The 20,913-nt window shown below is 74.1% G+C and carries 19 protein-coding genes; 11 read left to right on the top strand and 8 right to left on the bottom strand.

Going from position 1 to position 20,913, the window contains the following annotated elements:
• Positions 1-53 precede the first annotated feature (53 nt).
• The 6 genes from RZ50_RS00710 to cpt are packed head-to-tail and all read left to right on the top strand — an operon-like array spanning position 54 to position 7,291.
• The gene (locus tag RZ50_RS00710) at positions 54-1,016 is read left to right on the top strand and encodes a cobalamin biosynthesis protein (RefSeq protein ID WP_374199853.1); all 963 of its coding nucleotides are present in this window, start codon (positions 54-56) and stop codon (positions 1,014-1,016) included.
• On the top strand, positions 1,013-2,527 hold the full coding sequence (locus tag RZ50_RS00715) for a cobyric acid synthase (protein WP_196947028.1): 1,515 nt from the start codon (positions 1,013-1,015) through the stop codon (positions 2,525-2,527). Before RZ50_RS00710 ends, RZ50_RS00715 begins: the two co-directional genes overlap by 4 nt.
• Positions 2,524-4,668: a putative cobaltochelatase gene (locus RZ50_RS00720; protein WP_196947029.1), complete on the top strand. Its 2,145-nt coding sequence runs from the start codon at positions 2,524-2,526 to the stop codon at positions 4,666-4,668. The genes RZ50_RS00715 and RZ50_RS00720 overlap by 4 nt, the downstream gene beginning before the upstream one ends.
• 6 nt (positions 4,669-4,674) lie before the next feature.
• On the top strand, positions 4,675-5,280 hold the full coding sequence (gene cobO / locus RZ50_RS00725) for a cob(I)yrinic acid a,c-diamide adenosyltransferase (RefSeq protein WP_196947030.1): 606 nt from the start codon (positions 4,675-4,677) through the stop codon (positions 5,278-5,280).
• 4 nt (positions 5,281-5,284) lie between these two features.
• Positions 5,285-6,700, top strand: a complete 1,416-nt coding sequence (locus tag RZ50_RS00730) for a cobyrinate a,c-diamide synthase (RefSeq protein ID WP_196947031.1) — start codon at positions 5,285-5,287, stop codon at positions 6,698-6,700.
• 24 nt (positions 6,701-6,724) lie between these two features.
• Positions 6,725-7,291, top strand: a complete 567-nt coding sequence (gene cpt / locus RZ50_RS00735; protein ID WP_196947032.1) for a chloramphenicol phosphotransferase CPT — start codon at positions 6,725-6,727, stop codon at positions 7,289-7,291.
• Positions 7,292-7,379: 88 nt separating this feature from the next.
• On the opposite strand, the gene RZ50_RS00740 is transcribed toward cpt, so the two are convergent.
• Together RZ50_RS00740 and RZ50_RS00745 are read right to left on the bottom strand one after the other, a co-directional pair.
• Positions 7,380-7,832: a hypothetical protein gene (locus tag RZ50_RS00740; protein ID WP_196947033.1), complete on the bottom strand. Its 453-nt coding sequence runs from the start codon at positions 7,830-7,832 to the stop codon at positions 7,380-7,382.
• Between the two features lie 110 nt (positions 7,833-7,942).
• A complete protein-coding gene (locus RZ50_RS00745; RefSeq protein ID WP_196947034.1) occupies positions 7,943-8,455 on the bottom strand; it encodes a MarR family winged helix-turn-helix transcriptional regulator in 513 nt (170 codons plus the stop codon).
• A 130-nt stretch (positions 8,456-8,585) separates the two neighbouring features.
• On the opposite strand from RZ50_RS00745, the gene RZ50_RS00750 reads away from it, so the two are divergent.
• The 3 genes from RZ50_RS00750 (at position 8,586) to RZ50_RS00760 (ending at position 11,407) form a co-directional block, all read left to right on the top strand.
• Positions 8,586-9,506: an EamA family transporter gene (locus tag RZ50_RS00750; RefSeq protein WP_196947035.1), complete on the top strand. Its 921-nt coding sequence runs from the start codon at positions 8,586-8,588 to the stop codon at positions 9,504-9,506.
• A 116-nt stretch (positions 9,507-9,622) separates the two neighbouring features.
• Positions 9,623-10,426 (top strand): serine hydrolase, encoded by an 804-nt coding sequence (locus RZ50_RS00755; protein WP_196947036.1) that lies wholly within the window; start codon positions 9,623-9,625, stop codon positions 10,424-10,426.
• Positions 10,427-10,447: 21 nt separating this feature from the next.
• Positions 10,448-11,407 carry a hypothetical protein gene (locus RZ50_RS00760; RefSeq protein WP_196947037.1) on the top strand — a complete coding sequence of 320 codons (960 nt, stop codon included), beginning with the start codon at positions 10,448-10,450 and terminating at the stop codon, positions 11,405-11,407.
• Positions 11,408-11,422: 15 nt separating this feature from the next.
• Here RZ50_RS00760 and RZ50_RS29630 read toward each other — a convergent pair whose 3' ends face one another.
• The 4 genes from RZ50_RS29630 to RZ50_RS00780 form a co-directional block, all read right to left on the bottom strand.
• Positions 11,423-12,253 (bottom strand): hypothetical protein, encoded by an 831-nt coding sequence (locus RZ50_RS29630; RefSeq protein WP_196947038.1) that lies wholly within the window; start codon positions 12,251-12,253, stop codon positions 11,423-11,425.
• A gap of 109 nt (positions 12,254-12,362) precedes the next feature.
• Positions 12,363-13,388 (bottom strand): TolB-like translocation protein, encoded by a 1,026-nt coding sequence (locus RZ50_RS00770; protein ID WP_196947043.1) that lies wholly within the window; start codon positions 13,386-13,388, stop codon positions 12,363-12,365.
• Between the two features lie 2 nt (positions 13,389-13,390).
• Positions 13,391-14,728, bottom strand: coding sequence for an MFS transporter (locus RZ50_RS00775; protein ID WP_308271078.1), 1,338 nt, complete (start codon positions 14,726-14,728; stop codon positions 13,391-13,393).
• Between the two features lie 5 nt (positions 14,729-14,733).
• Positions 14,734-15,672: an alkaline phosphatase family protein gene (locus RZ50_RS00780; protein WP_196947039.1), complete on the bottom strand. Its 939-nt coding sequence runs from the start codon at positions 15,670-15,672 to the stop codon at positions 14,734-14,736.
• A gap of 304 nt (positions 15,673-15,976) precedes the next feature.
• Between RZ50_RS00780 and RZ50_RS28750 the strand changes: the two genes are divergently transcribed.
• Positions 15,977-17,191, top strand: a complete 1,215-nt coding sequence (locus RZ50_RS28750; protein ID WP_308271080.1) for a cobalamin biosynthesis protein — start codon at positions 15,977-15,979, stop codon at positions 17,189-17,191.
• Entirely contained in the window at positions 17,188-18,234 is a 1,047-nt protein-coding gene (gene cobC, locus RZ50_RS28755) for an Rv2231c family pyridoxal phosphate-dependent protein CobC (protein ID WP_308271082.1), read from the top strand. The genes RZ50_RS28750 and cobC overlap by 4 nt, the downstream gene beginning before the upstream one ends.
• 50 nt (positions 18,235-18,284) lie before the next feature.
• Here the strand turns inward: cobC and RZ50_RS00790 are convergent, their stop codons facing one another.
• Positions 18,285-19,352, bottom strand: coding sequence for a cobalamin-independent methionine synthase II family protein (locus tag RZ50_RS00790; protein ID WP_196947040.1), 1,068 nt, complete (start codon positions 19,350-19,352; stop codon positions 18,285-18,287).
• Positions 19,353-19,572: 220 nt separating this feature from the next.
• Positions 19,573-20,670 carry an LLM class flavin-dependent oxidoreductase gene (locus tag RZ50_RS00795; protein ID WP_196947041.1) on the bottom strand — a complete coding sequence of 366 codons (1,098 nt, stop codon included), beginning with the start codon at positions 20,668-20,670 and terminating at the stop codon, positions 19,573-19,575.
• Between the last annotated feature and the right edge of the window lie 243 nt (positions 20,671-20,913).

Consider the following 20,913-nt stretch of genomic DNA (forward strand, 5'->3'; position numbering starts at 1 on the left):
ACGCACGCGATGCAGGCTGCCCCGCCCCGTCGGACCCCGAGCTGCCCGCCGCCGTGCGCCCGCTGACCCGGGCCGCCGCCTTCGCGCTGGGCGCCGTCGCGGGCTACGCCGCCGACGCCCGTTTCGGCGACCCCCGCCGCGGCCACCCGGTGGCCCTGTTCGGCGGCGCCGCGACCCGCCTGGAGCGGCGCGTCTGGCGGGACGACCGCGCCGCCGGGGCCGGGTACACGGCGCTGTGCGTGGGCGCGGTCGCGGCCGGGGCGCTCGCGCTGGACCGTACGGTGGGCCGTCGACCGCTCGGCCGGGCGGCGCTGGCGGCGGCCGCGACCTGGACGGTGCTCGGCGGCACCTCGCTGACCCGGGAGGCGCGCACCATCGGCCGCTCCCTCGCCGCCGGTGATCTGACGGCCGCCCGGGAACGGCTGCCGCACCTGTGCGGGCGCGACCCGAGCGCGCTGGACGGGCAGCAGATCGCCCGGGCCGTGGTCGAGTCGGTGGCCGAGAACACCGCCGACGCCGTGGTGAACGCGCTGACCTGGGGCGCCCTGGCGGGCACCCCCGGGCTGCTGGCCTTCCGCGCGGTGAACACCCTGGACGCGATGGTCGGCCACCGCTCGCCCCGCCACGCCCGCTTCGGCTGGGCCTCGGCCCGGCTGGACGACCTGGCGGGCTGGCCGGGCGCCCGGCTGACGGCGCTGCTGACGGTGGCCGCCGCGCCGCACCCCGGCACGGCCTGGCGGGTCTGGCGCCGGGACGGCTCCGCGCACCCGAGCCCCAACGCGGGCCAGGCGGAGGCGGCCTTCGCGGGCGCGGTGGGCGTACGGCTGGGCGGGACGCTGCGGTACGGCGAGAGGGTGGAGCACCGGCCGGTGCTGGGCGCCGAGTTGCGGCCGGTCACGGTGGACGACATCGAGCGGGCCTGCGCGCTGTCCCGGCGGGTGGGTGCGCTGGCGTTGGGTACGACGGTCGCGGGGCACGTCCTGCTGCGGCTCTTGATGAGGAGGGGTAGGGCATGAGCAACGCGCTGCTGGTCGCCGGGACGACCTCGGACGCGGGCAAGAGCGTGGTGACGGCCGGGATCTGCCGTTGGCTCGCCCGCCAGGGCGTACGGGTCGCGCCGTTCAAGGCGCAGAACATGTCGCTGAACTCCTTCGTCACCGCCGACGGCGCCGAGATCGGCCGCGCCCAGGCGATGCAGGCGCAGGCCGCCCGGGTGGAGCCGGAGGCGGCGATGAACCCGGTGCTGCTGAAGCCCGGCGCGGACGGCCGCAGCCAGGTGGTGCTGCTGGGCCGCCCGGTGGCCGAGGTCGGCGCGCTGGACTACCGCGAGCGCAAGCCCGTCCTGCTGGAGCGCGCCCTGGAGTGCCTGGCGGACCTGCGCGGCCGCTACGAGGTGGTGGTGTGCGAGGGCGCCGGCTCGCCCGCCGAGATCAACCTGCGCGACCGCGACATCGCCAACATGGGCCTGGCCACCGCCGCCGGGCTGCCCGTCGTGGTGGTCGGGGACATCGACCGCGGCGGGGTCTTCGCGGCGATGTACGGGACGCTGGCGCTGCTGTCGGCGCAGGACCAGCGGCACGTGGCGGGCTGGTTCGTCAACAAGTTCCGCGGCGACGCGCGGCTGCTGGCGCCCGGGCTGGAGATGCTGCGCGAGCTGACCGGCCGTCCGGTGCTGGGCACGCTGCCGATGCTGCCGGGCCTGTGGCTGGACGCCGAGGACTCGCTGGACCTGTCCACCGTGGTGGACCGGGTGGACGGTCGCGGGCCGCTCGGGGCGGACGTGCTGCGGGTCGCCGTGGTGCGCTTCCCCCGGCTGTCCAACTTCACCGACGTGGACGCGCTGGCGCAGGAGCCGGGCGTGCTGGTGCGCTGGGCGACCCGGCCGGAGGAACTGGCCGACGCCGACCTGGTGGTGCTGCCCGGCACCCGGGCCACCGTGGCGGACCTCGCCTGGCTGCGCGAGCGCGGCCTGGAGCCGGCGCTGAAGGCGCGGGCCGCGGCCGGACTGCCGATCCTCGGGGTCTGCGGCGGCTACCAGATGCTGGCGCGCGGGATCGTCGACGAGGTGGAGTCCCGGGCGGGCTCCGTCGAGGGGCTCGGGCTGCTGCCGACGCACGTCCGCTTCGGCGCCGAGAAGGTGCTCGCGCGGCCGGTCGGCGAGGCGTACGGGCAGCGGGTGGAGGGCTACGAGATCCACCACGGGGTGGTGGAGGTCGAGGGGGGCGTTCCCTTCCTGGACGGCTGCCGGGTGGGCGCGGTCTGGGGCACCACCTGGCACGGCGCACTGGAGAACGACGGCTTCCGCCGCGAACTCCTGCGCGAGGTCGCCGAGTTGGCGGGCCGGGCGTTCGTTCCGGCGCCGGACACCTCCTTCGCCGAGGCGCGCGAGGCCCGGCTGGACCGGCTGGGCGACCTGATCGAGGAGCACGCGGACACCGACGCGTTGTGGAAGCTGATCGAGGGCGGGGTGCCGGCGGCCGGATCGCTGCCGTTCGTCCCGCCCGGGGCACCTGGGAGTGACGCATGAGTGACGTCCGCTATCCGTTCACCGCGATCGTCGGCATGGCCGACCTGCGGCTCGGGCTGCTGCTGAACGCGGTGTCCCCGGCCGTGGGTGGCGTGCTGGTGCGAGGCGAGAAGGGCACCGCCAAGTCGACCATGGTGCGCGCGCTGGCCGGGCTGCTGCCGGACATCGCCACCGTGGACGGCTGCCGCTTCGCCTGCGACCCGGCCGCACCGGACCCGAACTGCCCGGACGGGCCGCACGGATCCGGCGAGGGCCACGCATCCGGTGAGGGCCGCGGATCCGTTGGGAGCCACGAACGGCCGTCCCAGCTGGTCGAGTTGCCGGTCGGCGTGGCCGAGGACAGGATCGTCGGCTCACTCGACCTGGAGCGGGCGCTGGCCGAGGGCGTCAAGGCCTACGAGCCGGGGCTGCTCGCCAAGGCGCACCGCGGCGTGCTGTACATCGACGAGGTGAACCTGCTCCAGGACCACGTGGTGGACCTGCTGCTGGACGCCGCCGCGATGGGCCGCTCCTACGTCGAGCGCGAGGGCGTGTCGGTGCGGCACGCGGCCCGCTTCCTGCTGGTGGGCACGATGAACCCGGAGGAGGGCGAGCTGCGGCCCCAGCTGCTCGACCGCTTCGGCCTGACCGTCGAGATCGCCGCCACCCGGGATCCGGCCGAGCGGGCCGAGGTGGTCCGGCGGCGGCTCGCGTACGACGCGGACCCGGCCGGCTTCGCGGACCGGTTCGCCGCCGAGGAGCGGGAGCTCGCCGAACGCATCACCGCCGCACGGGAGTTGCTGCCGTCGGTCGAGCTGACGGATGTGGCACTGCGTCAGATCACCGCCGTGTGCGCCGCGTTCGAGGTGGACGGGCTGCGCGCGGACATCGTGATGGCCCGCACCGCCGTCGCGCTGGCCGCCTGGGCGGGGCGGACGGAGGTGCTGGAGGAGGACGTCCGCAAGGCCGCCCAGCTGGCCCTGCCGCACCGGCGGCGCCGCAACCCCTTCGACGCGCCCGGGCTGGACGAGGAACAGCTGGACCGCACGCTGGAGGAGCACTCCCAGGAGAACGAACCGGAGCCGGAGCCCGAGGGTGACGGGCCGGGCCCGGACGGCGACCCGGAGGGCGGGCCGGACGGAGGACCGGACGGCGGGCCCGATGGTGGCGGCGGTCCGGACGACGGCGGCGCGCCCGAGCCCTCCGACGGCGGCCCCGCGGAGGCGGCCCCGGACACCGAGGCGCCCGCGCCGCAGCAGCCCGTCCCGGCCCAGCACCCCTCCCCCGCCCGGGAGTCGGCGCCGGTCGCGGCCGGGGACCCGTACCGCACCAGGCTGTTCACCGTACGCGGCACCGGCCACGGCGCACAGGGCCGCCGCTCCCCCGCCGAGACCACCGGCGGGCACACCGTGCGCGCCCGGCGGCCGCAGGGCGCGCTGAGCCGGCTGCACCTGACCGCGACCCTCCAGGCCGCCGCGCCGCACCAGGTGGCGCGCGGGCGGGCGGGCCGGGCGCTGGTGCTGCACAAGGACGACTTCCGCGAACAGGTGCGCCGGGGGCGGGAGTCCAACCTGGTGCTGTTCGTGGTGGACGCCTCCGGATCGATGGCCGCCCGGCAGCGGATGACCGCCGTCAAGGGCGCGGTGCTGTCGCTGCTGATGGACGCCTACCAGCGCCGCGACAAGATCGGCATGATCACCTTCCGGGGCTCCGGCGCCGAGCTGGCGCTGCCACCCACCTCCTCCGTCGAGGTCGGCGCGGCCCGGCTGGAGTCGCTGCCCACCGGCGGGCGGACCCCGCTGGCCGCGGGCCTGCTACGGGCGCACGAGGTGCTGCGGGTGGAACGGCTGCGCGACCCGAGCCGGCGCCCGCTGCTGGTCGTGGTGACCGACGGCCGGGCCACCGGCGGGCGGGACGCGCTCGCCGCATCGCGGCGCGCGGCCGCGCTGTTCGCGGCGCAGGGCACCGCGAGCGTGGTGCTGGACTGCGAGTCCGGGCCCGTCCGCCTCGGCCTGGCCCACACCCTGGCGGGGCTGCTCGGCGGCACCGCCGTCAGCCTGGACGAGCTGCGCGCCGAGGGCGTGGCCTCGCTCGTGCGGGAGAGCCGCTCCGAGAGCCGTTCCGTGAACCGTTCGACCACTTCGATGCGAAAGGCGGCCTGAGCCGACATGCCCAAGGGTGTCCCCGAGAGCGTTCCCGACGACGGCCTGACGACCCGTCAGCGCCGTACGCAGCCGATCACCGCCGTGCACACCGGCCCCGGCAAGGGCAAGTCCACGGCCGCGTTCGGCATGGCGCTGCGGGCCTGGAACCAGGGCTGGTCGGTCGGGGTGTTCCAGTTCGTGAAGTCCGCCAAGTGGAAGGTCGGCGAGGAGAACGCGCTGCGCGTGCTCGGCGCCTCCGGCGAGGGCGGCACCGTCGACTGGCACAAGATGGGATCCGGCTGGTCCTGGATCCAGCGCTCCGCCGAGCAGGAGATGGACAGCGAGGAGGCGGCCAAGGAGGGCTGGGAGCAGGTCAAGCGCGACCTCGCCGCCGAGACCTACCGCTTCTACGTGCTGGACGAGTTCACCTACCCGATGCACTGGGGGTGGATCGACCCGGACGAGGTGGTGTCCGTGCTCAAGGACCGACCGGGCAGCCAGCACGTCGTCATCACCGGCCGGTACGCGCCCGAGGCGCTGACCGAATTCGCCGACCTGGTCACCGAGATGACCAAGGTCAAGCACCCCATGGACGCCGGCCGCAAGGGCCAGCGCGGTATCGAGTGGTGACCTCTTGAGCAACATCCCCCGCCTCGTCGTCGCCGCGCCCTCCTCGGGCGCCGGCAAGACCACCGTCGCCACCGGCCTGATCGCGGCGCTCGCCGCGCGCGGGCTGGCGGTGTCGCCGCACAAGGTCGGCCCGGACTACATCGACCCGGGCTACCACGCGCTCGCCGCCGGGCGGCCCGGCCGCAACCTGGACGCCTTCCTGTGCGGGCCGGAGCGGATCGCGCCGCTCTTCCTGCACGGCGCGGCGGGGGCGGACGTCGCGGTGGTCGAGGGCGTCATGGGCCTGTTCGACGGGGCCTCCGGGCGCGGGGAGCTGGCGTCCACGGCGCACGTCGCCAAGCTGCTGCGGGCACCGGTGGTGCTGGTGGTGGACGGCTCCTCGCAGTCCCGGTCGGTGGCCGCGCTGGTGCACGGCTTCGCCTCCTGGGACCCTCAGGTCCGGCTGGCCGGGGTGATCCTCAACCGGGTCGCCTCCGACCGGCACGAGCAACTCCTGCGCGAGGCGCTGGAGGAGGGCTCCGGCGTGCCGGTGCTGGGCGCGCTGCGCCGCTCGGCGGCGGTCGCCACGCCGTCCCGGCACCTCGGGCTGATCCCGGCGGTGGAGCGCTCGGCGGAGGCGCTCAAGGCGGTCGCGGACATGGGCGAGCTGGTCGCCTCCTCCGTCGACCTGGACGCCCTGCTGGAACTCGCCCGGACGGCACCGGAGTTGGACGCCGAGCCATGGGACCCCGCGGCGGAGGTGACACCGGTCGCCGGGCGGCCCCGGATCGCGGTGGCGGGCGGCGCGGCCTTCTCCTTCTCGTACGCCGAGAACGCCGAACTGCTCGACGCGGCGGGCGCCGAGGTGATCCCGCTCGACCCGCTGCACGCCTCGGCGCTGCCCGCGGGAACGGCCGGGCTGGTGATCGGCGGCGGCTTCCCAGAGCTGTACGTGCGGGAGCTGAGCGGGAACGCGGAACTGCGCGCCGCCATCGCGTCGTTCGCCGCCTCGGGCGGGCCGATCGCCGCCGAGTGCGCCGGACTGCTGTACCTGGGACGGGAGTTGGACGGCCTGCCGATGTGCGGGGTACTGGACACCGCCTCCCGGATGACCGAGCGGCTCACCCTCGGCTACCGGGAGGCCGTCGCCCTGCACGACTCCCCGCTCGGCCCGGCCGGCACCCGGCTGCGCGGACACGAGTTCCACCGGACGGTCTGCGAACCGGGCGCGGGCGATCTCCCGGCCTGGGGCTGGCGCCTGCCGACCGGGCCGCGCACGGAGGGCTTCGCCGGCGGCAACGTGCACGCCTCGTACCTGCACCTGCACTGGGCGGGCTCGCCCGCGCTGGCCTCCTCCTTCGCGGCCGCCGCGGCGGGCTTCGACGCGGCGGTCCGTGGTGCGGCGGTCAGCGGTGCGGCGATTAATACCGAGACGTCCTGAAAGTTCCGCTCCTAGGATGCGCGCATGCATGTGATCGTCCTCAACGGCGGCTCCAGTTCCGGCAAGTCGAGCATCGCCCACCGGCTCCAGGAGCTGCTGCCGGAGCCGTGGCTGCACCTCGGCACGGACACCATGATCGGCGCGCTGCCGCCGCGGCTGCTGAGCGGCGGCGAGGGCATCGGCGGGCTGGAGGACGGGGACGGCGCGGTGGCGGTCGGGCCGGTCTTCGCCCAGCTGGACGCCGCCTGGACGCTCGGTGTGGCGGCGATGGCCCGGGCCGGGGCCCGGATCGTCGTCGACGAGGTGTTCCTCGGCGGGGCCGCCTCCCAGCAGCGCTGGCGGACGGCCCTGGAGGGCCTGGACGTGCTCTGGGTCGGCGTGCGCTGCGACCCCGCGGTGGCCGCGTCCCGGGAGGCCGCGCGCGGCGACCGGGTCCCCGGGATGGCCGCCGCACAGGCGGAGTCGGTGCACGAGGGGGTCTCGTACGACCTGCTCGTGGACACCTCGCAGGCCTCCCCGGCCGACTGCGCCCAGCTCATCGCCGCCCGGGCGGCGGACGGCGCCCCCGACCTCACGGGTCAAGACGACTAGGGCCTGCGCCGCAGCGGTTCAGGACCGCTCCCCCACGGCGCCGCCCCGGCCCGGATGTCGGCGCTGATCGCGCACCGGCAGCCGGACGTCACAGACCGCTTCCGAAGGTCCCCCTGAGCGGATCGCCCCGGAAGCAGGCGACGCAGCGGAGGCGGGTGTAGATCGCCACCGCGCCCATGAAGACGTCCTCCCGGCCGTCCAGCGCGGACTTGGAGTCGGCGGGCTTCCCGCAGTCCAGGCAGGTGCGGCGGGGGCGGGCGTTGATCGAGCAGGCGCGGCAGATCAGGTGGGTCGGGTGCTCGGCGTGGACGACGACGGGCTGCGGCCCGCCGTCGAGCAGGTGGTCGCACCAGGTGCAGGACTCGTCCTGCTGCGCCGCCAGCATCCGGGCCCGGGTCTCCTGCTGCCACTTGGCCGCGTGTTGCAGCGGCACCTTCACCGGCGGCCCCCACCCGGCGGCGGCGAGCCATTGGGCGCCCTCCGCCCCCGCCGCCCGCAGCTGGTCGTCGACGGCGATCTCCCTGGGGGTCTTGTGCTTCATCGGGCCTCTCCTCCGGTGCGGCGTCCCGACGGGATAACGCGGCCGGACGGGCCGTGGACACGCCCCTTCCCCGCCGCCCCCCTCGCGGCCGCCCCGGCACTGACAGCGGCTCAGTCGAAGAGCGACTCGGTGTCGCCGTGGGCGACGAGGAGCTTGCGCAGCAGGGTGTCGAGCTGGGCGCGTTCGTCGGCGTCGAGGGCGGTGAGGATGCGCTCCTCGTTCTCCAGGTGGCCGGGCAGGGTGGCGTCGATGAGCTCCTTGCCGGCCGGGGTGAGGCGCACGAGAACCGCGCGGCGGTCGGTGGGGCAGGGGTTGCGTTCGACCAGGCCCTTGGCGGAGAGCTTGTCGACGCGGTTGGTGATGGCGCCGGAGGTGACCATGGCGGACTTGAGCAGTGCGCGGGCGTTGAGTTCGTAGGGCTCGCCGGCGCGGCGAAGGGTGGCCAGGACGTCGAACTCGGAGGAGTCCAGGCCGCAGGTGGCGAAGTACTCGCGCAGGGCGTTGTCGACCCTGACGTTCAGTCGCCGGAGCCGGCCGATCAGGGCCATGGCCTCCAGGTCCAGCTCCGGGTCGACCCTTCTCCACTGCTCGGCGATGTCGTCGACGGTGTCGCGCTGCTGCATGGTGGTCCGCCTCTCTGCGGTCGCCCTCCCCCTCGTCGTAGATATCTTAACATTCACATACTTGACGTTCGCAGATCCCCGAGCGTAGAAATATCTCAACGTTCAGATAATCAACGTTGAGGGGAACGTCATGGACCGCAAGCGCGCTGGGATCGCCGCCACCGCCGCACTCGCCCCGGCCGCCTGGGGCACCACCTACCTGGTCACCACCCAACTGCTGCCCGAAGGCCGTCCGCTGCTGCTCGCCGCGCTGCGCGCCCTCCCGGCCGGGCTGCTCCTGCTGCTGATCGGCCGCAAACTGCCCAAGGGGCGCTGGTGGGGGCGCGCCGCGGTGCTCGGGATGCTCAACATCGGGCTGTTCTTCCCGCTGATGTTCGTCGGCGCGTACCGCCTGCCCGGCGGCGTCGCGGCCACCATCGGGGCGATCCAGCCGCTGCTGGTCGCCGGGCTCTCCATCGGCGTGCTCGGCGTACGGCCCGGACGGCGGGCGCTGCTCGCCGGGCTGGCCGGGGTCGGCGGGGTGGCGCTGCTGGTGCTGAAGAGCGGCGCGAAGCTGGACGGCCTCGGGCTCGCCGCGATGGTCGCCGGGGTCGGGCTGATGGCCATGGGCACCGTCCTCACGCGCCGCTGGGGCCGCCCCGAGGGCGCCACCCTGCTCGACCTGACCGCCTGGCAGCTCCTCGCCGGGTCGGTGTTCCTGGTGCCGCTCGCCGCCCTGGTCGAGGGCGCACCGCCCGCCCTGAGCGCCACCAACCTGGCGGGCTTCGCCTACCTCGGGCTGTTCAGCACAGCGCTCGGCTACGTCCTGTGGTTCCGCGGCATCGAGCACCTCGGCGCCGGGCCCGCGTCCTTCCTCGGCCTGATCAACCCGGTGGTGGCCACGGTCGGCGGCCTCCTCGTCCTCGGCCAGACCCTCACCCCGTGGCAGCTCCTCGGCCTCGCCCTGGCCCTCGGCGCCATGCTCGCCGGCCAGGCCCCGGCCCGCCGGACCCCCGAACCCTCCCCGACCCCGGCCTCGCCCTCCCAGCCCATCGAAGCAACCACCCGTTGACCGCCGCACCCGGACGCCTGCGGGCACGCCCCCGCAGGCTCCTGGCGTACCGGGCTCCCACACGGGTAGACGGCTGTTGACCCGACTCAACCACGTCGAAGAATGGGATGACCCCGATGGTCGATGCCGACGAACTGCGGTCCGCGATCGCCGCACAAATCGAAGGGTTCGCGACGGCGCACGTCTCGGGCGTGCGCAGCGTCCTGGTCAAGACACTCGGTGAGCCTCGACTCACCGCCACCCACCAGCCCGACCTCGTGCTGCCCGCCGCAAGCCTGGCGAAGATGCTCCTCGGGGTCGCGCTCTTCGACTCGGCCGAGCGTGGCGAGCTCGATCCGGAGTCCCGGGTCCGGATCAGCTCCCTCCCCGGCACGATGTATCCGAGCGTGCTCCAGGCCTTCGATCCCGATTCGACCATCACCGTACGGGAATTGTGCGGATTCGCGCTGGTGACCAGCGACAACCCGGCAGCCGAGCACGTCCGCGCGATCCTGGGCCAGGAGCGAATCGACGCCACGATCAAAGCCCTCGGGCTGCACTCGACCACCTTCCCGGCAGGTTTCTCCGAGTCGGAGCTCGGCCCCCTCGGGCGCGCCAACACCACCACCGCAGATGACATGTTGAGGCTGATCGAACACATCGACCAGGCCCCAAACCTGGAGCCGATTCGCCGCTACCTGGTCAACTACCTGCGAAACGACAGGATTCCGTCCCGCCTTGACGACGACATCCCGGTCCGACACAAGACCGGAAGCCTCCGCGGCGTCGTGAACGACGCGGGGATCGTCCTGCTTCCCGACAACCCGGTCGTCATGGTCTTTCTGACTGATGGTCAGTCAGATAACGTTCGCACGGCTCAGGAGATCGGGGAGGTTTCCGAGCGGATCATCCGGATCATCAAAGACGGGGCGGCACTCTGACGCTGTCCATGGGGGTGGCGCATGGCCGTGTCTCAAGAGCGACAACTGCGCAAGATCCTGGCGCTCGCCAACGCCCTCGGACTGACTGCGGGCCTGGTGTGCGTCGTGGCTGCCGCACTGCTGACCCATCAGCCCGTCCTGGCCACCGTCCTCAGCCTCGTTGGCGGGGCCTTCGTGTCGGCCTCGGCCGTGACACTGGCCATCGGCTCACTCACAGTGCGGGAAACCACGGAGCAAGTGGACAGCGCCGTCCTTCGAGGCATGCAGGACGTTCTCGGCCCGGTGCGAGATCCGCTGTTCGCCGGAGCACTGTCCGCCTACCGCTACGACTGCCTGCTCTCGCCCGCACCGGCCGGTGACGCCCACCCCGACTACCTCTACCAGAGCTTCCGGATCTCCTATCGGATCGAATCCTTGCCCAAGGCCGTGACAATCGCCTGCCTCGCCTCCAACGACGATGCCGGCCTGGACGGATTCACCGGGTCTGAGTGTCTGCTCCGATGGATGATCGACGACAACCTGGACCCGGACGACCCCGAGATCTTCACCGTCGGAGTGGTCCGGGTCGACAACCGGGACTTGGAACGCAAGCCGCCGACCCACGAGACCGTCGCCGGCGGGCGAGCCAGGGTCGAGCACTTCACCGTCCCTCATGATGCCCAGGTCACCATCGGCCATCTCGTCGAGCTGAGCGTCACGGCACGCAAGTTCGTGGGCAACGATCGGCGGGTCCGCGTCCAGGCCCAGGTGTTCCGCCATGTCACCGACGCCGAGTACCGGCTCACCGTCGACCCGGCGCTCAAGCCGACCCGCCTGAGTGTGAACGCGTCCGAGATCAGCGCGCTCGGGGCCACTCACGGCGCCAGCGTCCGAGCCACCTTCCCCGCCCCGTTCAACAACACGGCTGGACTGATCCAGCTTCCGTTCCCCCTCCAACCGGGGAGCGTCATGGCGTTCACCATTGACCGGGAAGTGGACTGAGCCTTCACCTTCGGCTCAGCCGGTGGCGCGGACGTAGATGTCGGCGGCGCCGGGGAGGCCGCCGGGGATGGTGGCGACGTAGATGCGGCGGGCCGTGGGGGTGGGGGCGGGGGTGGGGATGGCGGAGGGGGTCGAGGTCGGGGTCCAGGTCGGCACCCCGCCCTCGGCCTCGGTGTCCGGGGAGGCCTCTGGGGAGGCGTCCGCGGTGGGGTCCGGCGAGATGTCCGGGGCCGCGCCGGACGCCTCGTCCGCGGGGCCGTCGGGCGAGCCGTCGGTCGGGTCCTCCGCCGATGCCTGCCCGGCGGCGGGCGGGGCGAGGACGGCGGGAGCGGAGGGGGATGCCGGCGGGGAGGGCGGGGCGGAGGGCGGGGCGGAGGCGGAGGGCTCCGGCTGCTCCGGGAGCTCCGGCGCCTCCGCCGGTTCGTCGCCGCCGAGCGCGGCGGCCAGGTCGGGCGGCAGTTTGCGGGCCGGGCCCGGCTCCGGCAGGTCGTAGGTGCGCAGGAAGTCGCCGAGCCCGAGGTCCTTGCCGCCGCCGAGGCGGTAGTGCAGGTAGGCGACGGGGGCGCCGTCCGAGGTGCGGGTGTACACCGCGCCGACCGGGACGTAGTAGCGCTGGGCGCCGGGGTGCTGGGAGGGGTGGAGCCCGGCCAGGCGCTCGGCGCGGTCGCGGTCGGTCTCGCGGCCGACCCTGCCGACGGTGAGCGCGTTGACGCCGCGCACCACGAGGGCGGCGGCGACGGACACGCACAGCACCAGTCCGACGGCGACGGTGCGCCGTAGGACCGGGCGGCCGTGCAGGGCGGGCCAGGAGTCGGTCACCATCCGCTCGGGTGGGATGCCGTCCACGGTTGCTCGCTCCCCCGTTTCGATCAGGACGCTCGATCAGGACGTTCGACCACGACCTTTGATCAGGACGTCACACTCTGCTCGACGTGGGACGGTAGCCCAGAGTTCCTCAGCCCAGGTAGGCGGGGGCGACCGCGGCCCTGGTGACCAGCTGCGCGGCACCGGTGCCGTCCGCCGGAACGGTCCACAGATCGGCCCCGTAGTCCCCCGGCAGGGCGTACAGCAGGGTGCCGGTGCCGGACCAGAGCGCCTGGTCGTCGATGTTGCGCTGCTCGGCGGTGGCGGTCTCGGTCATCGTGCCCAGGTCGAGGACGTACAGCCGCCACGGGGAGTCGGCGGGCAGGCCGGGGACGCGCTTCTTGTACGCGATGCGGGTGCCGTCCGGGGAGAGCGAGGGGCACTCGACGTTGTCGTGCAGGGTGGTGAGGGTGCGGGCGGCGAGGTCGCCGCGGACGAGGTGGGTCTTCCCGGCGGAGGCCAGGGTCGCGTAGAAGGTGTTGTCGTCGGCGAAGGTCACGCCCCAGATGTTGACGTCGTGCGCCTGGTAGGGGTGGCCGTCCAGGATGACGGCGAAGTCCTCCAGGTTCTCCCGCAGGTTCCAGTCCCGGACGTCCACGATCGAGGCGCGGGTGGAGAAGTCGGAGCCGGCGTAGGAGTCGCCGCTGACGAAGACCGTCCAGGCGACGAGGTGCCCGGACGGGGAGACCCGGGAGCGGGTGGGGATGCCGGCGGCGGGGAAGGCGCGAAGTTCGCGCAGGTGGTCGTCCAGGACGACGGCGCGGTAGGTGTCCTCCAGCGCGCCGTGCTGGGCCTGGAGGCAGATGCCGGTGCCGGCGGCGGCGTGGAAGCGCAGGCACTGCACGCCGGAGGCGGTGCGCGGGCCGTCCGGGCGGTCGGCGGGGACGGTGGTGATCTCGTCCCGGTGCGGGCCCCAGGCCATGTTGCGGAACAGCAGCTGCCGTCCGCTGTCCGGTGCCTGGAGCGACACCGCCCCGGAGGTGACGGCCGGCCCGCCGGGCTGCGCCTGGTCCCGGCGGGCGGTGCGGTCGGCGGCGTGGAGGACGGCTCCGGTGCCGACCGCGCCGAGCAGCAGGACGGCGACCAGCAGCACGATCACCCTGGTCCGGTTCCGCAGGTTCACGAACTCTCCTCGATGGCATCAGTGGCAACGGTCTCCGACGGGCGCAGCACCACCGCCGCGCCGCCCACGCACAGCGCCAGCGCCCCCGCCGACCAGGCCAGCGCGACGGAGCCGCCCACCGCGCTCCACAGCGCGCCGAACAGCAGCGAGCAGGCGAACCGGGCCAGCGCCTGCCCGGTGCCGACCAGGGCCAGCCCGGCGCCGCGCTGCTCGGCGGGCACGGCGTCGGCCGCGGCGGCGGCCAGCACGCCGTCGGTGGCCGCGTAGAAGGCGCCGTGGAGCACCAGCACGCCGATCACCGCCGGCAGGCCGCGCAGCGGTGAGAGCAGCAGCCCGTACGCCGCCAGCAGCACGCCGTGCCCGAGCAGGAAGAGCCGGCGGCGGCCGATCCGGTCGGCGAGCGTGCCGAGCGGGACGGCGAGCAGCAGGAAGGCCGCGGCGGTGCCGAGCGGCAGCAGCGGGAACAGGCTGACGGACAGGCCGAGTCGGCGCTGGATCAGCAGGTAGAGGAAGGAGTCGCTGACGGTGGTGAGCCCGAGCAGCACCGCGCACAGGGTGAGCCGGCGCAGTCCGGGCAGCCGCAGCAGGTGGAGGCTCGCGCGCAGCGAGGGGGCCGTCGCTGACGGTTCGTCACCATCCTGGCGGTTCGGCACGAACAGCAGCAGGATCAGCACGCCCAGTGCGGCGACGCAGGCGCTGACCGTGAACACCGCGTCGTAGCCGTGCCGTTCGCCGCCGTCGGCGAGCAGCGGGCCGCCGGCCAGGCGCAGCACCAGGAAGGCGGTGAGCGGTCCGAGCAGGGCGCCGGCCGTGTCCATCGCCCGGTGCACGCCGAACGCCCTTCCGCGGTGGGCGGGTTCGGTGGCGAGCGAGATCATCGCGTCCCGGGGCGCGGTGCGCAGGCCCTTGCCGGTGCGGTCGACGGCGATGACGGCGCCGATCAGCGGCACGGTGTGGACGAACAGCAGGAGCGGCCGGCACAGCGCGGACAGCCCGTACCCGACGACCGCGACGGCCTTGTGGCGGGCGGCGCCGTCGCGGCCGCGGCGGTCGGCGAGGTGGCCGCCGACCAGTCGGACCAGGGCGCTGAAGCCGTTCTGGATGCCGTCCAGCAGCCCGAAGCCGAGCGGGGAGAGACCGAGCCCGGTGAGCAGGTAGAGCGGCAGGACGGCGTTGACCATCTCGGAGGAGATGTCGGTGACCATGCTGACGGCGCCGAGGGCGAGCACCGCCCCGGGCACGGCGCGCGCGGCGGCGCCCCGCCGCGCCGACCCTCCCGTGGAGGGGGTCGGCGCGACGGGGGCCTTGGAGCTGCGGGAGTCCGCGACGTACACGGGCGTCAGTTCCAGATGCCGGTGATGTCGGCGGCGTTGGCGGAGTTGCCGGCGTGGGCGTTGACCCCGGCCAGGTCCTCCAGGGTGTGCAGCACGTCGTAGTGGTTGTAGCGGGTGGAGGTGCTGCTGCCGGGGGCCACGTGGGCGCCGTAGACCACGGTCGGGATGCGGTTGCCGGACAGCTTGTTGTCCTCGTCGAAGGTCATCACCAGCAGGCTGTTGTGGCTCTTGGCCCACTGCGCGTACGCGTCGAGGTTGGCCTGGAGCCAGGAGTCGCCGGTGCCCACCGAACAGTCGTGCATGTCGTCGCACAGGTCCGGGACGACGAAGGAGACCTTGGGCAGGGTGGTGAAGTCGGTCGGGAAGGCGTCCATGCCGTAGGCGCTGGAGGTGGGCACGTTGCCGAAGCCGAACCACGGGTTGTGCTTCTGCGCGTAGTTGCCGCTGCTGCAGTCGGTGGCGCCGACGCCGGGCAGGCCCTCGTTGTAGCTCGCCCAGGTCTGGTTGGCGGCGAGCAGCTCGGAGGCCAGGTTGGGCTGCTGCAGCGCGCCGACGTCCACGCAGCTGTCGTCGACGACGCCCTGCGAGCTGCCGGAGAACAGCATGTAGTAGTTGGGCTGGCTGGGGTGGGTGAGCGCGTAGGACTGGGTCAGCGTCGCGCCGCCGGCCACCAGGGTGTTGTTGATGTACGGCGCGCTGGAGCTGCCGATGACCTGCGAGTACGCGTGGTTCTCCATCACGACGACGACCACGTGGTCCGGCGCGGGCAGGCCGCCGGCGGTGACGGCGGCCGCGTTGCCGCCCGCGGCCCACAGGCCGAGCGATCCGGCGACCAGGCCGAGGCCGGTGGCGAGGGCGGTGAGCGGGCGCAGTCGGCGGCGGGTGGGGCGCGGGGTGGCGGCGGGGACGGGGGCGCCGGGGGTGCGGAGTCGTGCGAAGGCCATGGGGTCCTCCGTGAGTCGGGGCTTCCCGGGCGGGAGCGCGGAAAACAGTAGGAGGGCGGCGGTGTCGTGTACCGCACAAGTGAAGTGAAGAACAGACGAACAGCTGCGACGCCGTCCCCGTACGAAACGCCGCCGTACGAAACACCGCCGACGAAGCGACGCTGTACGAAAGAGCGCCCCCGTACGAAACGCCGCAACCGGCGTCCGACGTCACACGCGCCGCGATTGACCCCCTTCGGCCGCACGTGGTGGGATCACGGGGGCCCGCCGCCGGAGGGCCGGGAACGGCGAGGAGCGCGGGTACGTGGTGATCGGACTGGTGGCCGTCTACGAGCCGGGCCGCCCGCTGACCGACGAGCTGCACGCGCTCTGGCCGGACAGCAGCCACGCCTACCGGGCCTCGCGCGGCAACTGCTTCCAGGCGCCGGAGGCGATGAACCTCGCCTTCACCCTGCACCGGCAGGTGATCGTCGTCGGGCCGCTCGCCACCGTCGTCCACCTGCTGGCCGACCTCCACAGGGACCTCCGACGCGACACCGACGTGCTCTGCGTGGACCCGCTGCGGCGCTGGGTGATCCCGCTGACCCACGGCGACTCCGCCGAGGAGCTGGCCCGGGAGGTGGAGGCCGCGCTCGGTGTCACCCCGGTGTTCACCGGCTCCTCACCGCAGCCCGAGGCGCCGAGCGCGCCCGAGGAGGCCCCGGTCCTGCGGATCACCGACCAGGAGGACCCGGGCGACGGCGACCAGCTGGTCCGCCCCCGCACCCTGGTGGTCGGCATCGGCGCGGGCAGCGGCACCGAGCCGGCCGAGGCGATGCGGCTGCTGACGGACACGCTGCGGGAAGCCGGGCTCGCCCGCCCCGCGGTGGCCCGACTGGCCACGGTCGCGGGCAAGGCGGACCACCCGGCGGTGCGCTGGGTGGCGCACTGCCTCGGCGGGGTGCCGGTGGACGAGCACCCCGCGCGGGAGCTGGCGGCCGTGCCGGTGCCGAACCCGTCCAGCGCGGTCGGTGCCGCCGTCGGCACCGCGAGCGTCGCCGAGGCGGCGGCGCTGGCCAGTGCGCCCGGCGGCCGGCTCGTGGTCGCCAAGCGGAAGTCGGCGACGGCGACGGTGGCGATCGCCCGGGCGGCGGTGCGCGGACGGCTCGCCGTGATCGGCCTCCCGCCGGGCGCGCAGGACCACCCGGAGCCGGAGCCGCTCGCCGAACTGCGCCGCGCCTCGGCCGTGGTGGGCACCCCGGAGGCGGTCGAGGCGGTGGCCGGCCTGCTCCGGCCGACGACGCGGCTGGTCCCGGTGGACCCGGACGCGGCGAGCGCGCCGAACGGCGCCGGTACGGTGTCGGACGGAGCCGGGGCCGTGCTGGACCGCACCGGGGCCGCCGCGCACCTGGCCGCCCACGGGCACGCCGTCGCCCTGGTGACCTTCGGCGAGGGCGACGGGCCCACTGTGCCACCCGGCCCGTACGAGGTCCACCGCGTCCCCGGACCGCAAGCGAGCACGCAAGGAGACCCCGCGTGACCACCCCCGAACCCGACCTGCGCCACCACGGCGACGCCGAGGTCCGCGCCGACGGGCTCGGCCTGGTCGACCTCGCCGTCAACGTCCGCACCGGCACTCCGCCTCAGTGGCTGCGCGAGCGCCTCGCCGCCACCCTCGGCGAGCTCGCCGCCTACCCCGACCAGGGCGCCGCCCGCGCCGCGGTGGCCGCCCGGCACGCCCGCCCGGTCGAGGAGGTACTGCTCACCTCGGGGGCGGCGGAGGCCTTCGTGCTGCTCGCCCGGGTCTTGACGGCACGTCACATCACCGTCGTACACCCGCAGTTCACCGAGCCCGAGGCGGCGCTGCGGGACGCCGGACACCGGGTGCACCGGGTGCTGCTCTCCCCCGGGGACGGGTTCCGGCTGGGCGCCGTCCCCGACGAGGCGGACCTGGTCGTCCTCGGCAACCCGACCAACCCGACCTCCGTCCTCCACCCCGCCGAGGCCGTCGCCGCACTCGCCCGGCCAGGCCGCACCCTGGTGGTGGACGAGGCGTTCATGGACACCGTCCCGGGCGAGCGGGAGTCCCTCGCCGCGGTCCGCGACCTGCCCGGCCAGGTGGTCGTGCTGCGCAGCCTCACCAAGACCTGGGGTCTGGCCGGGCTCCGGATCGGCTACGTGCTCGGCCCCGCGCCGATGATCGCCGCCCTCGGCGCCGCCCAGCCGCTCTGGCCGGTCTCCACCCCGGCGCTGGCCGCCGCCGAGGCCTGTAGCGGCCCGGCCGCGCTGGCCGAGGCGGAGCGGGCCGCCGCCGAACTGGCGCTCTGGCGCGAGCACTTGGTGAAGGGCCTGGCAGCCTTCCCCACGGTCCGGGTGTACGGCGAACCGGTCGCCTCCTTCGTCCTGGTCCGACTGCCGGGCGCCGCGGCCGTACGGGAGCGGCTGCGCGAGCACGGCTTCGCCGTACGGCGCGGGGACACCTTCCCGGGGCTGGGCGAGGAGTGGCTGCGGATCGCCGTCCGCGACGAGGCCACCACCGACCGGTTCCTCAACGCCCTGGAGACGGTGCTCGGTTCGGCCTGACCGGCCTTCGCGGGATCGGCCCCCGCCGGCCGGGCAGGCGCCTCGCGGCGCTACTGGAGCCCGAGCGCCTCCGCCGCCAGGGCGGTGCCCCGCACCCGGGCCGCGATCTTGGCGAAGGCGGTGTCGCGCGAGGTGGAGGTGTCGTCGGCGAACGGCGAGAATCCGCAGTCGTCGGTGGTGCCGAGCTGCTCGACCGGGATGTGCCGGGCCGCGGCCAGCACGCGGTCGCGCACCTCCTCCGGGCTCTCCACCCGGGGGTCGATCGGGTCGGTCACCCCGACGAACACCCTGATCCCCGGACGCAGTTGATCCGCGATGACGGCGAGGACGCGCTCGGGGTCGGCCTCGCTCGCCAACTGCACGTAGAAGTTGCCGACCCTGAGCTCGAAGAGCTTCGGCAGCAGCGCGGCGTAGTCGACGTCCAGGCTGTGGGTGGAGTCCTGGTCCCCGCCCGGGCAGGTGTGCACGCCGAGGCGGGCCCGCTCCTCCTCGGTGAACCGGTCGAGCACCCGGTTGTTGAGGGCCACGAAGTCGTCCAGCAGACCGCCGGACGGGTCCAGCTTGAGCGACAACCGGCCTTCGGTGAAGTCGAGTTGGACGACGTGGGCGCCGGCGTCCAGGCAGCCGCGGATGTCGGCCTCGGCCTCGTCGGCCAGGTCCTTCAGGAACTCCTCGCGCGAGTACCCGGCGATGCCGTCGGCCGGGTAGAGCAGGCTGAGCGCCGAGGGCGCGATGACGGCCTGCTTGACGGGCAGCGAGGTGTGGCGGCGGGCGTCACGCAGGAAGGCCTCGGCCCGGACCTGGTACCGGAAGGGACCGGCGGTCAGACGCGGCAGCTGCCGGGTGTGCCCGTCGGCGAAGGGGATGACGGCTCCTTCGCCGTCGAGGGCGGCCAGCCCGGCGAGGGGGTACGTGACGAAGCTCGGCTTGGACTGCTCGCCGTCCACCAGGACGGGGCACCCCAGCTCCTCCAGCTTGGCCAGGGTGTCGGCGGTGGCCTCGTCCTGCAGCTTCTTCAGATCGGCGTCGGGCAGTCGGCCTGCGGCGTGCTCGGCGAGGGCGTTCAACAGGGCGGTCGGCCGCGGGATGCTGCCGATGGGTTCGGTGGAAATGGTCATGACTGGACGTTAGAAAGGATCGCGCCCCGAGCACAACGGCGTGCACGGCGCACTCACCAGCGCGTTCACGCCCCGCGCGCCCCACTCTTCCCGTTCACGCCCCCGGAACGGCAGCTAGGTTTCCGCCCATTCCCGCAGCGCCCCGAAGTGCAGTTCCTGGAGTCCGGCCCGGGGGTCGACCGGGATTGACCAGCGATTTGCGCGGCCACGACCAACGAGTTCACGGCCGCGACCACAGCCCGCGGGCGGCGAGCAGCGGGAGCACCCCCTCGCCGAACCAGTACGCCTCCTCCAGGTGCGGCATCCCGCTCAGCACGAACTCGTCGATGCCCAGATCGTGGTACTCGCAGACCAGGTCGGCGACCTCCCGGTGACTGCCCACCAGCGCCGTCCCGGCGCCGCCGCGCAGCAGTCCGATGCCGGCCCACAATCCGGGGTGCACCTCCAGCCGCTCCGCGGAGCCGCCGTGCAGCGCGAGCATCCGCCGCTGGCCCTCCGACTCGCTCTCGGCGAGGGCCCGTTGGGTCTCCCGGACGCGCACCGGATCCATCCCCGCGAGCAGCCGCTCGGTCTCCGCCCAGGCCTGCGCGGAGGTGTCCCGGGTGATCACGTGCAGCCGGATCCCGAACCGCACCGACCGGCCCTGGGCCGCGGCCAGTTCACGGATCCAACGGATCTTCTCCCGTACCTGGGCGGGCGGTTCGCCCCAGGTCAGGTAGACGTCCGCGTACCGCGCCGCGACGTCCCCGGCGGCCGGGGAGGAGCCGCCGAAGTACACCGCCGGCACCGGATCCGGCAGCCGGTTCAACTTCGCCCGCTCGACGCGCAGATGGGGGCCGTGGTGGTCGACCGTCTCCCCCGCCCAGAGCCGCCGGGTGATGTCCAGGAACTCGCCGGTGCGCGCGTACCGGGCGTCCTTGTCCAGGAAGTCCCCGTACGCCCGCTGCTCGGCCGACTCCCCGCCGGTCACCACGTTCAGCAACAACCGTCCGCCGGACTGCCGTTGGTAGGTCGCCGCCATCTGCGCCGCCAGCGTCGGGCTGATCTGCCCGGGCCGGAACGCCACCAGGTACTTCAGCCGCTCGGTCACCTGGGTCAGCATCGCCGTGGTCAGCCAGGCGTCCTCGCACCACGCCCCGGTCGGGGTGAGGACCCCCTCGAAGCCCAACTGCTCGGCGCTGCGGGCGATCTGCCCCAGGTACGCCACGCTCGGCGACCGGTCCGTGCCGGCCGTGCCGGGCGTGGACCCGTGCCCGCCGCCGACGATCTGACGGCTGTCGCCGTTGGTGGGGAGGAACCAGTGAAACGTGAGAGCCATGAAGGGACACACTCCTGCGGCCGGTACTGTCTGCGGTCGGTCGGGACGAACTCACCGACGACGACAGCCGGCCGCCCACACCCGCGCCAGATCCACGTGCAGCCGGCGCACGAGCGAAAGGCGGGTCGGAGCGGTCATGCGCCCGATTATGCACCAGGGAGCATGCGCCAGGGAACGCCCGCAGGCCCTCCCCCTGGGCGGGGAAGGGCCTGCGGGCGTTACCGTCCGTGCACCCGGGGACGG

Source organism: Kitasatospora sp. SUK 42 (genome assembly GCF_015776785.2).
Classification (GTDB): domain Bacteria; phylum Actinomycetota; class Actinomycetes; order Streptomycetales; family Streptomycetaceae; genus Kitasatospora.

Coding starts and splice junctions, on each gene's coding strand:
- RZ50_RS00715 (WP_196947028.1), top strand. CDS start 1,013: ATGAGCAACGCGCTGCTGGTCGCCGGGACGACCTCGGACGCGGGCAAG.
- RZ50_RS00720 (WP_196947029.1), top strand. CDS start 2,524: ATGAGTGACGTCCGCTATCCGTTCACCGCGATCGTCGGCATGGCCGAC.
- cobO (WP_196947030.1), top strand. CDS start 4,675: ATGCCCAAGGGTGTCCCCGAGAGCGTTCCCGACGACGGCCTGACGACC.
- cpt (WP_196947032.1), top strand. CDS start 6,725: ATGCATGTGATCGTCCTCAACGGCGGCTCCAGTTCCGGCAAGTCGAGC.
- RZ50_RS00740 (WP_196947033.1), bottom strand. CDS start 7,832: ATGAAGCACAAGACCCCCAGGGAGATCGCCGTCGACGACCAGCTGCGG.
- RZ50_RS00745 (WP_196947034.1), bottom strand. CDS start 8,455: ATGCAGCAGCGCGACACCGTCGACGACATCGCCGAGCAGTGGAGAAGG.
- RZ50_RS00750 (WP_196947035.1), top strand. CDS start 8,586: ATGGACCGCAAGCGCGCTGGGATCGCCGCCACCGCCGCACTCGCCCCG.
- RZ50_RS00755 (WP_196947036.1), top strand. CDS start 9,623: ATGGTCGATGCCGACGAACTGCGGTCCGCGATCGCCGCACAAATCGAA.
- RZ50_RS00760 (WP_196947037.1), top strand. CDS start 10,448: ATGGCCGTGTCTCAAGAGCGACAACTGCGCAAGATCCTGGCGCTCGCC.
- RZ50_RS00780 (WP_196947039.1), bottom strand. CDS start 15,672: ATGGCCTTCGCACGACTCCGCACCCCCGGCGCCCCCGTCCCCGCCGCC.
- RZ50_RS00790 (WP_196947040.1), bottom strand. CDS start 19,352: ATGACCATTTCCACCGAACCCATCGGCAGCATCCCGCGGCCGACCGCC.
- RZ50_RS00795 (WP_196947041.1), bottom strand. CDS start 20,670: ATGGCTCTCACGTTTCACTGGTTCCTCCCCACCAACGGCGACAGCCGT.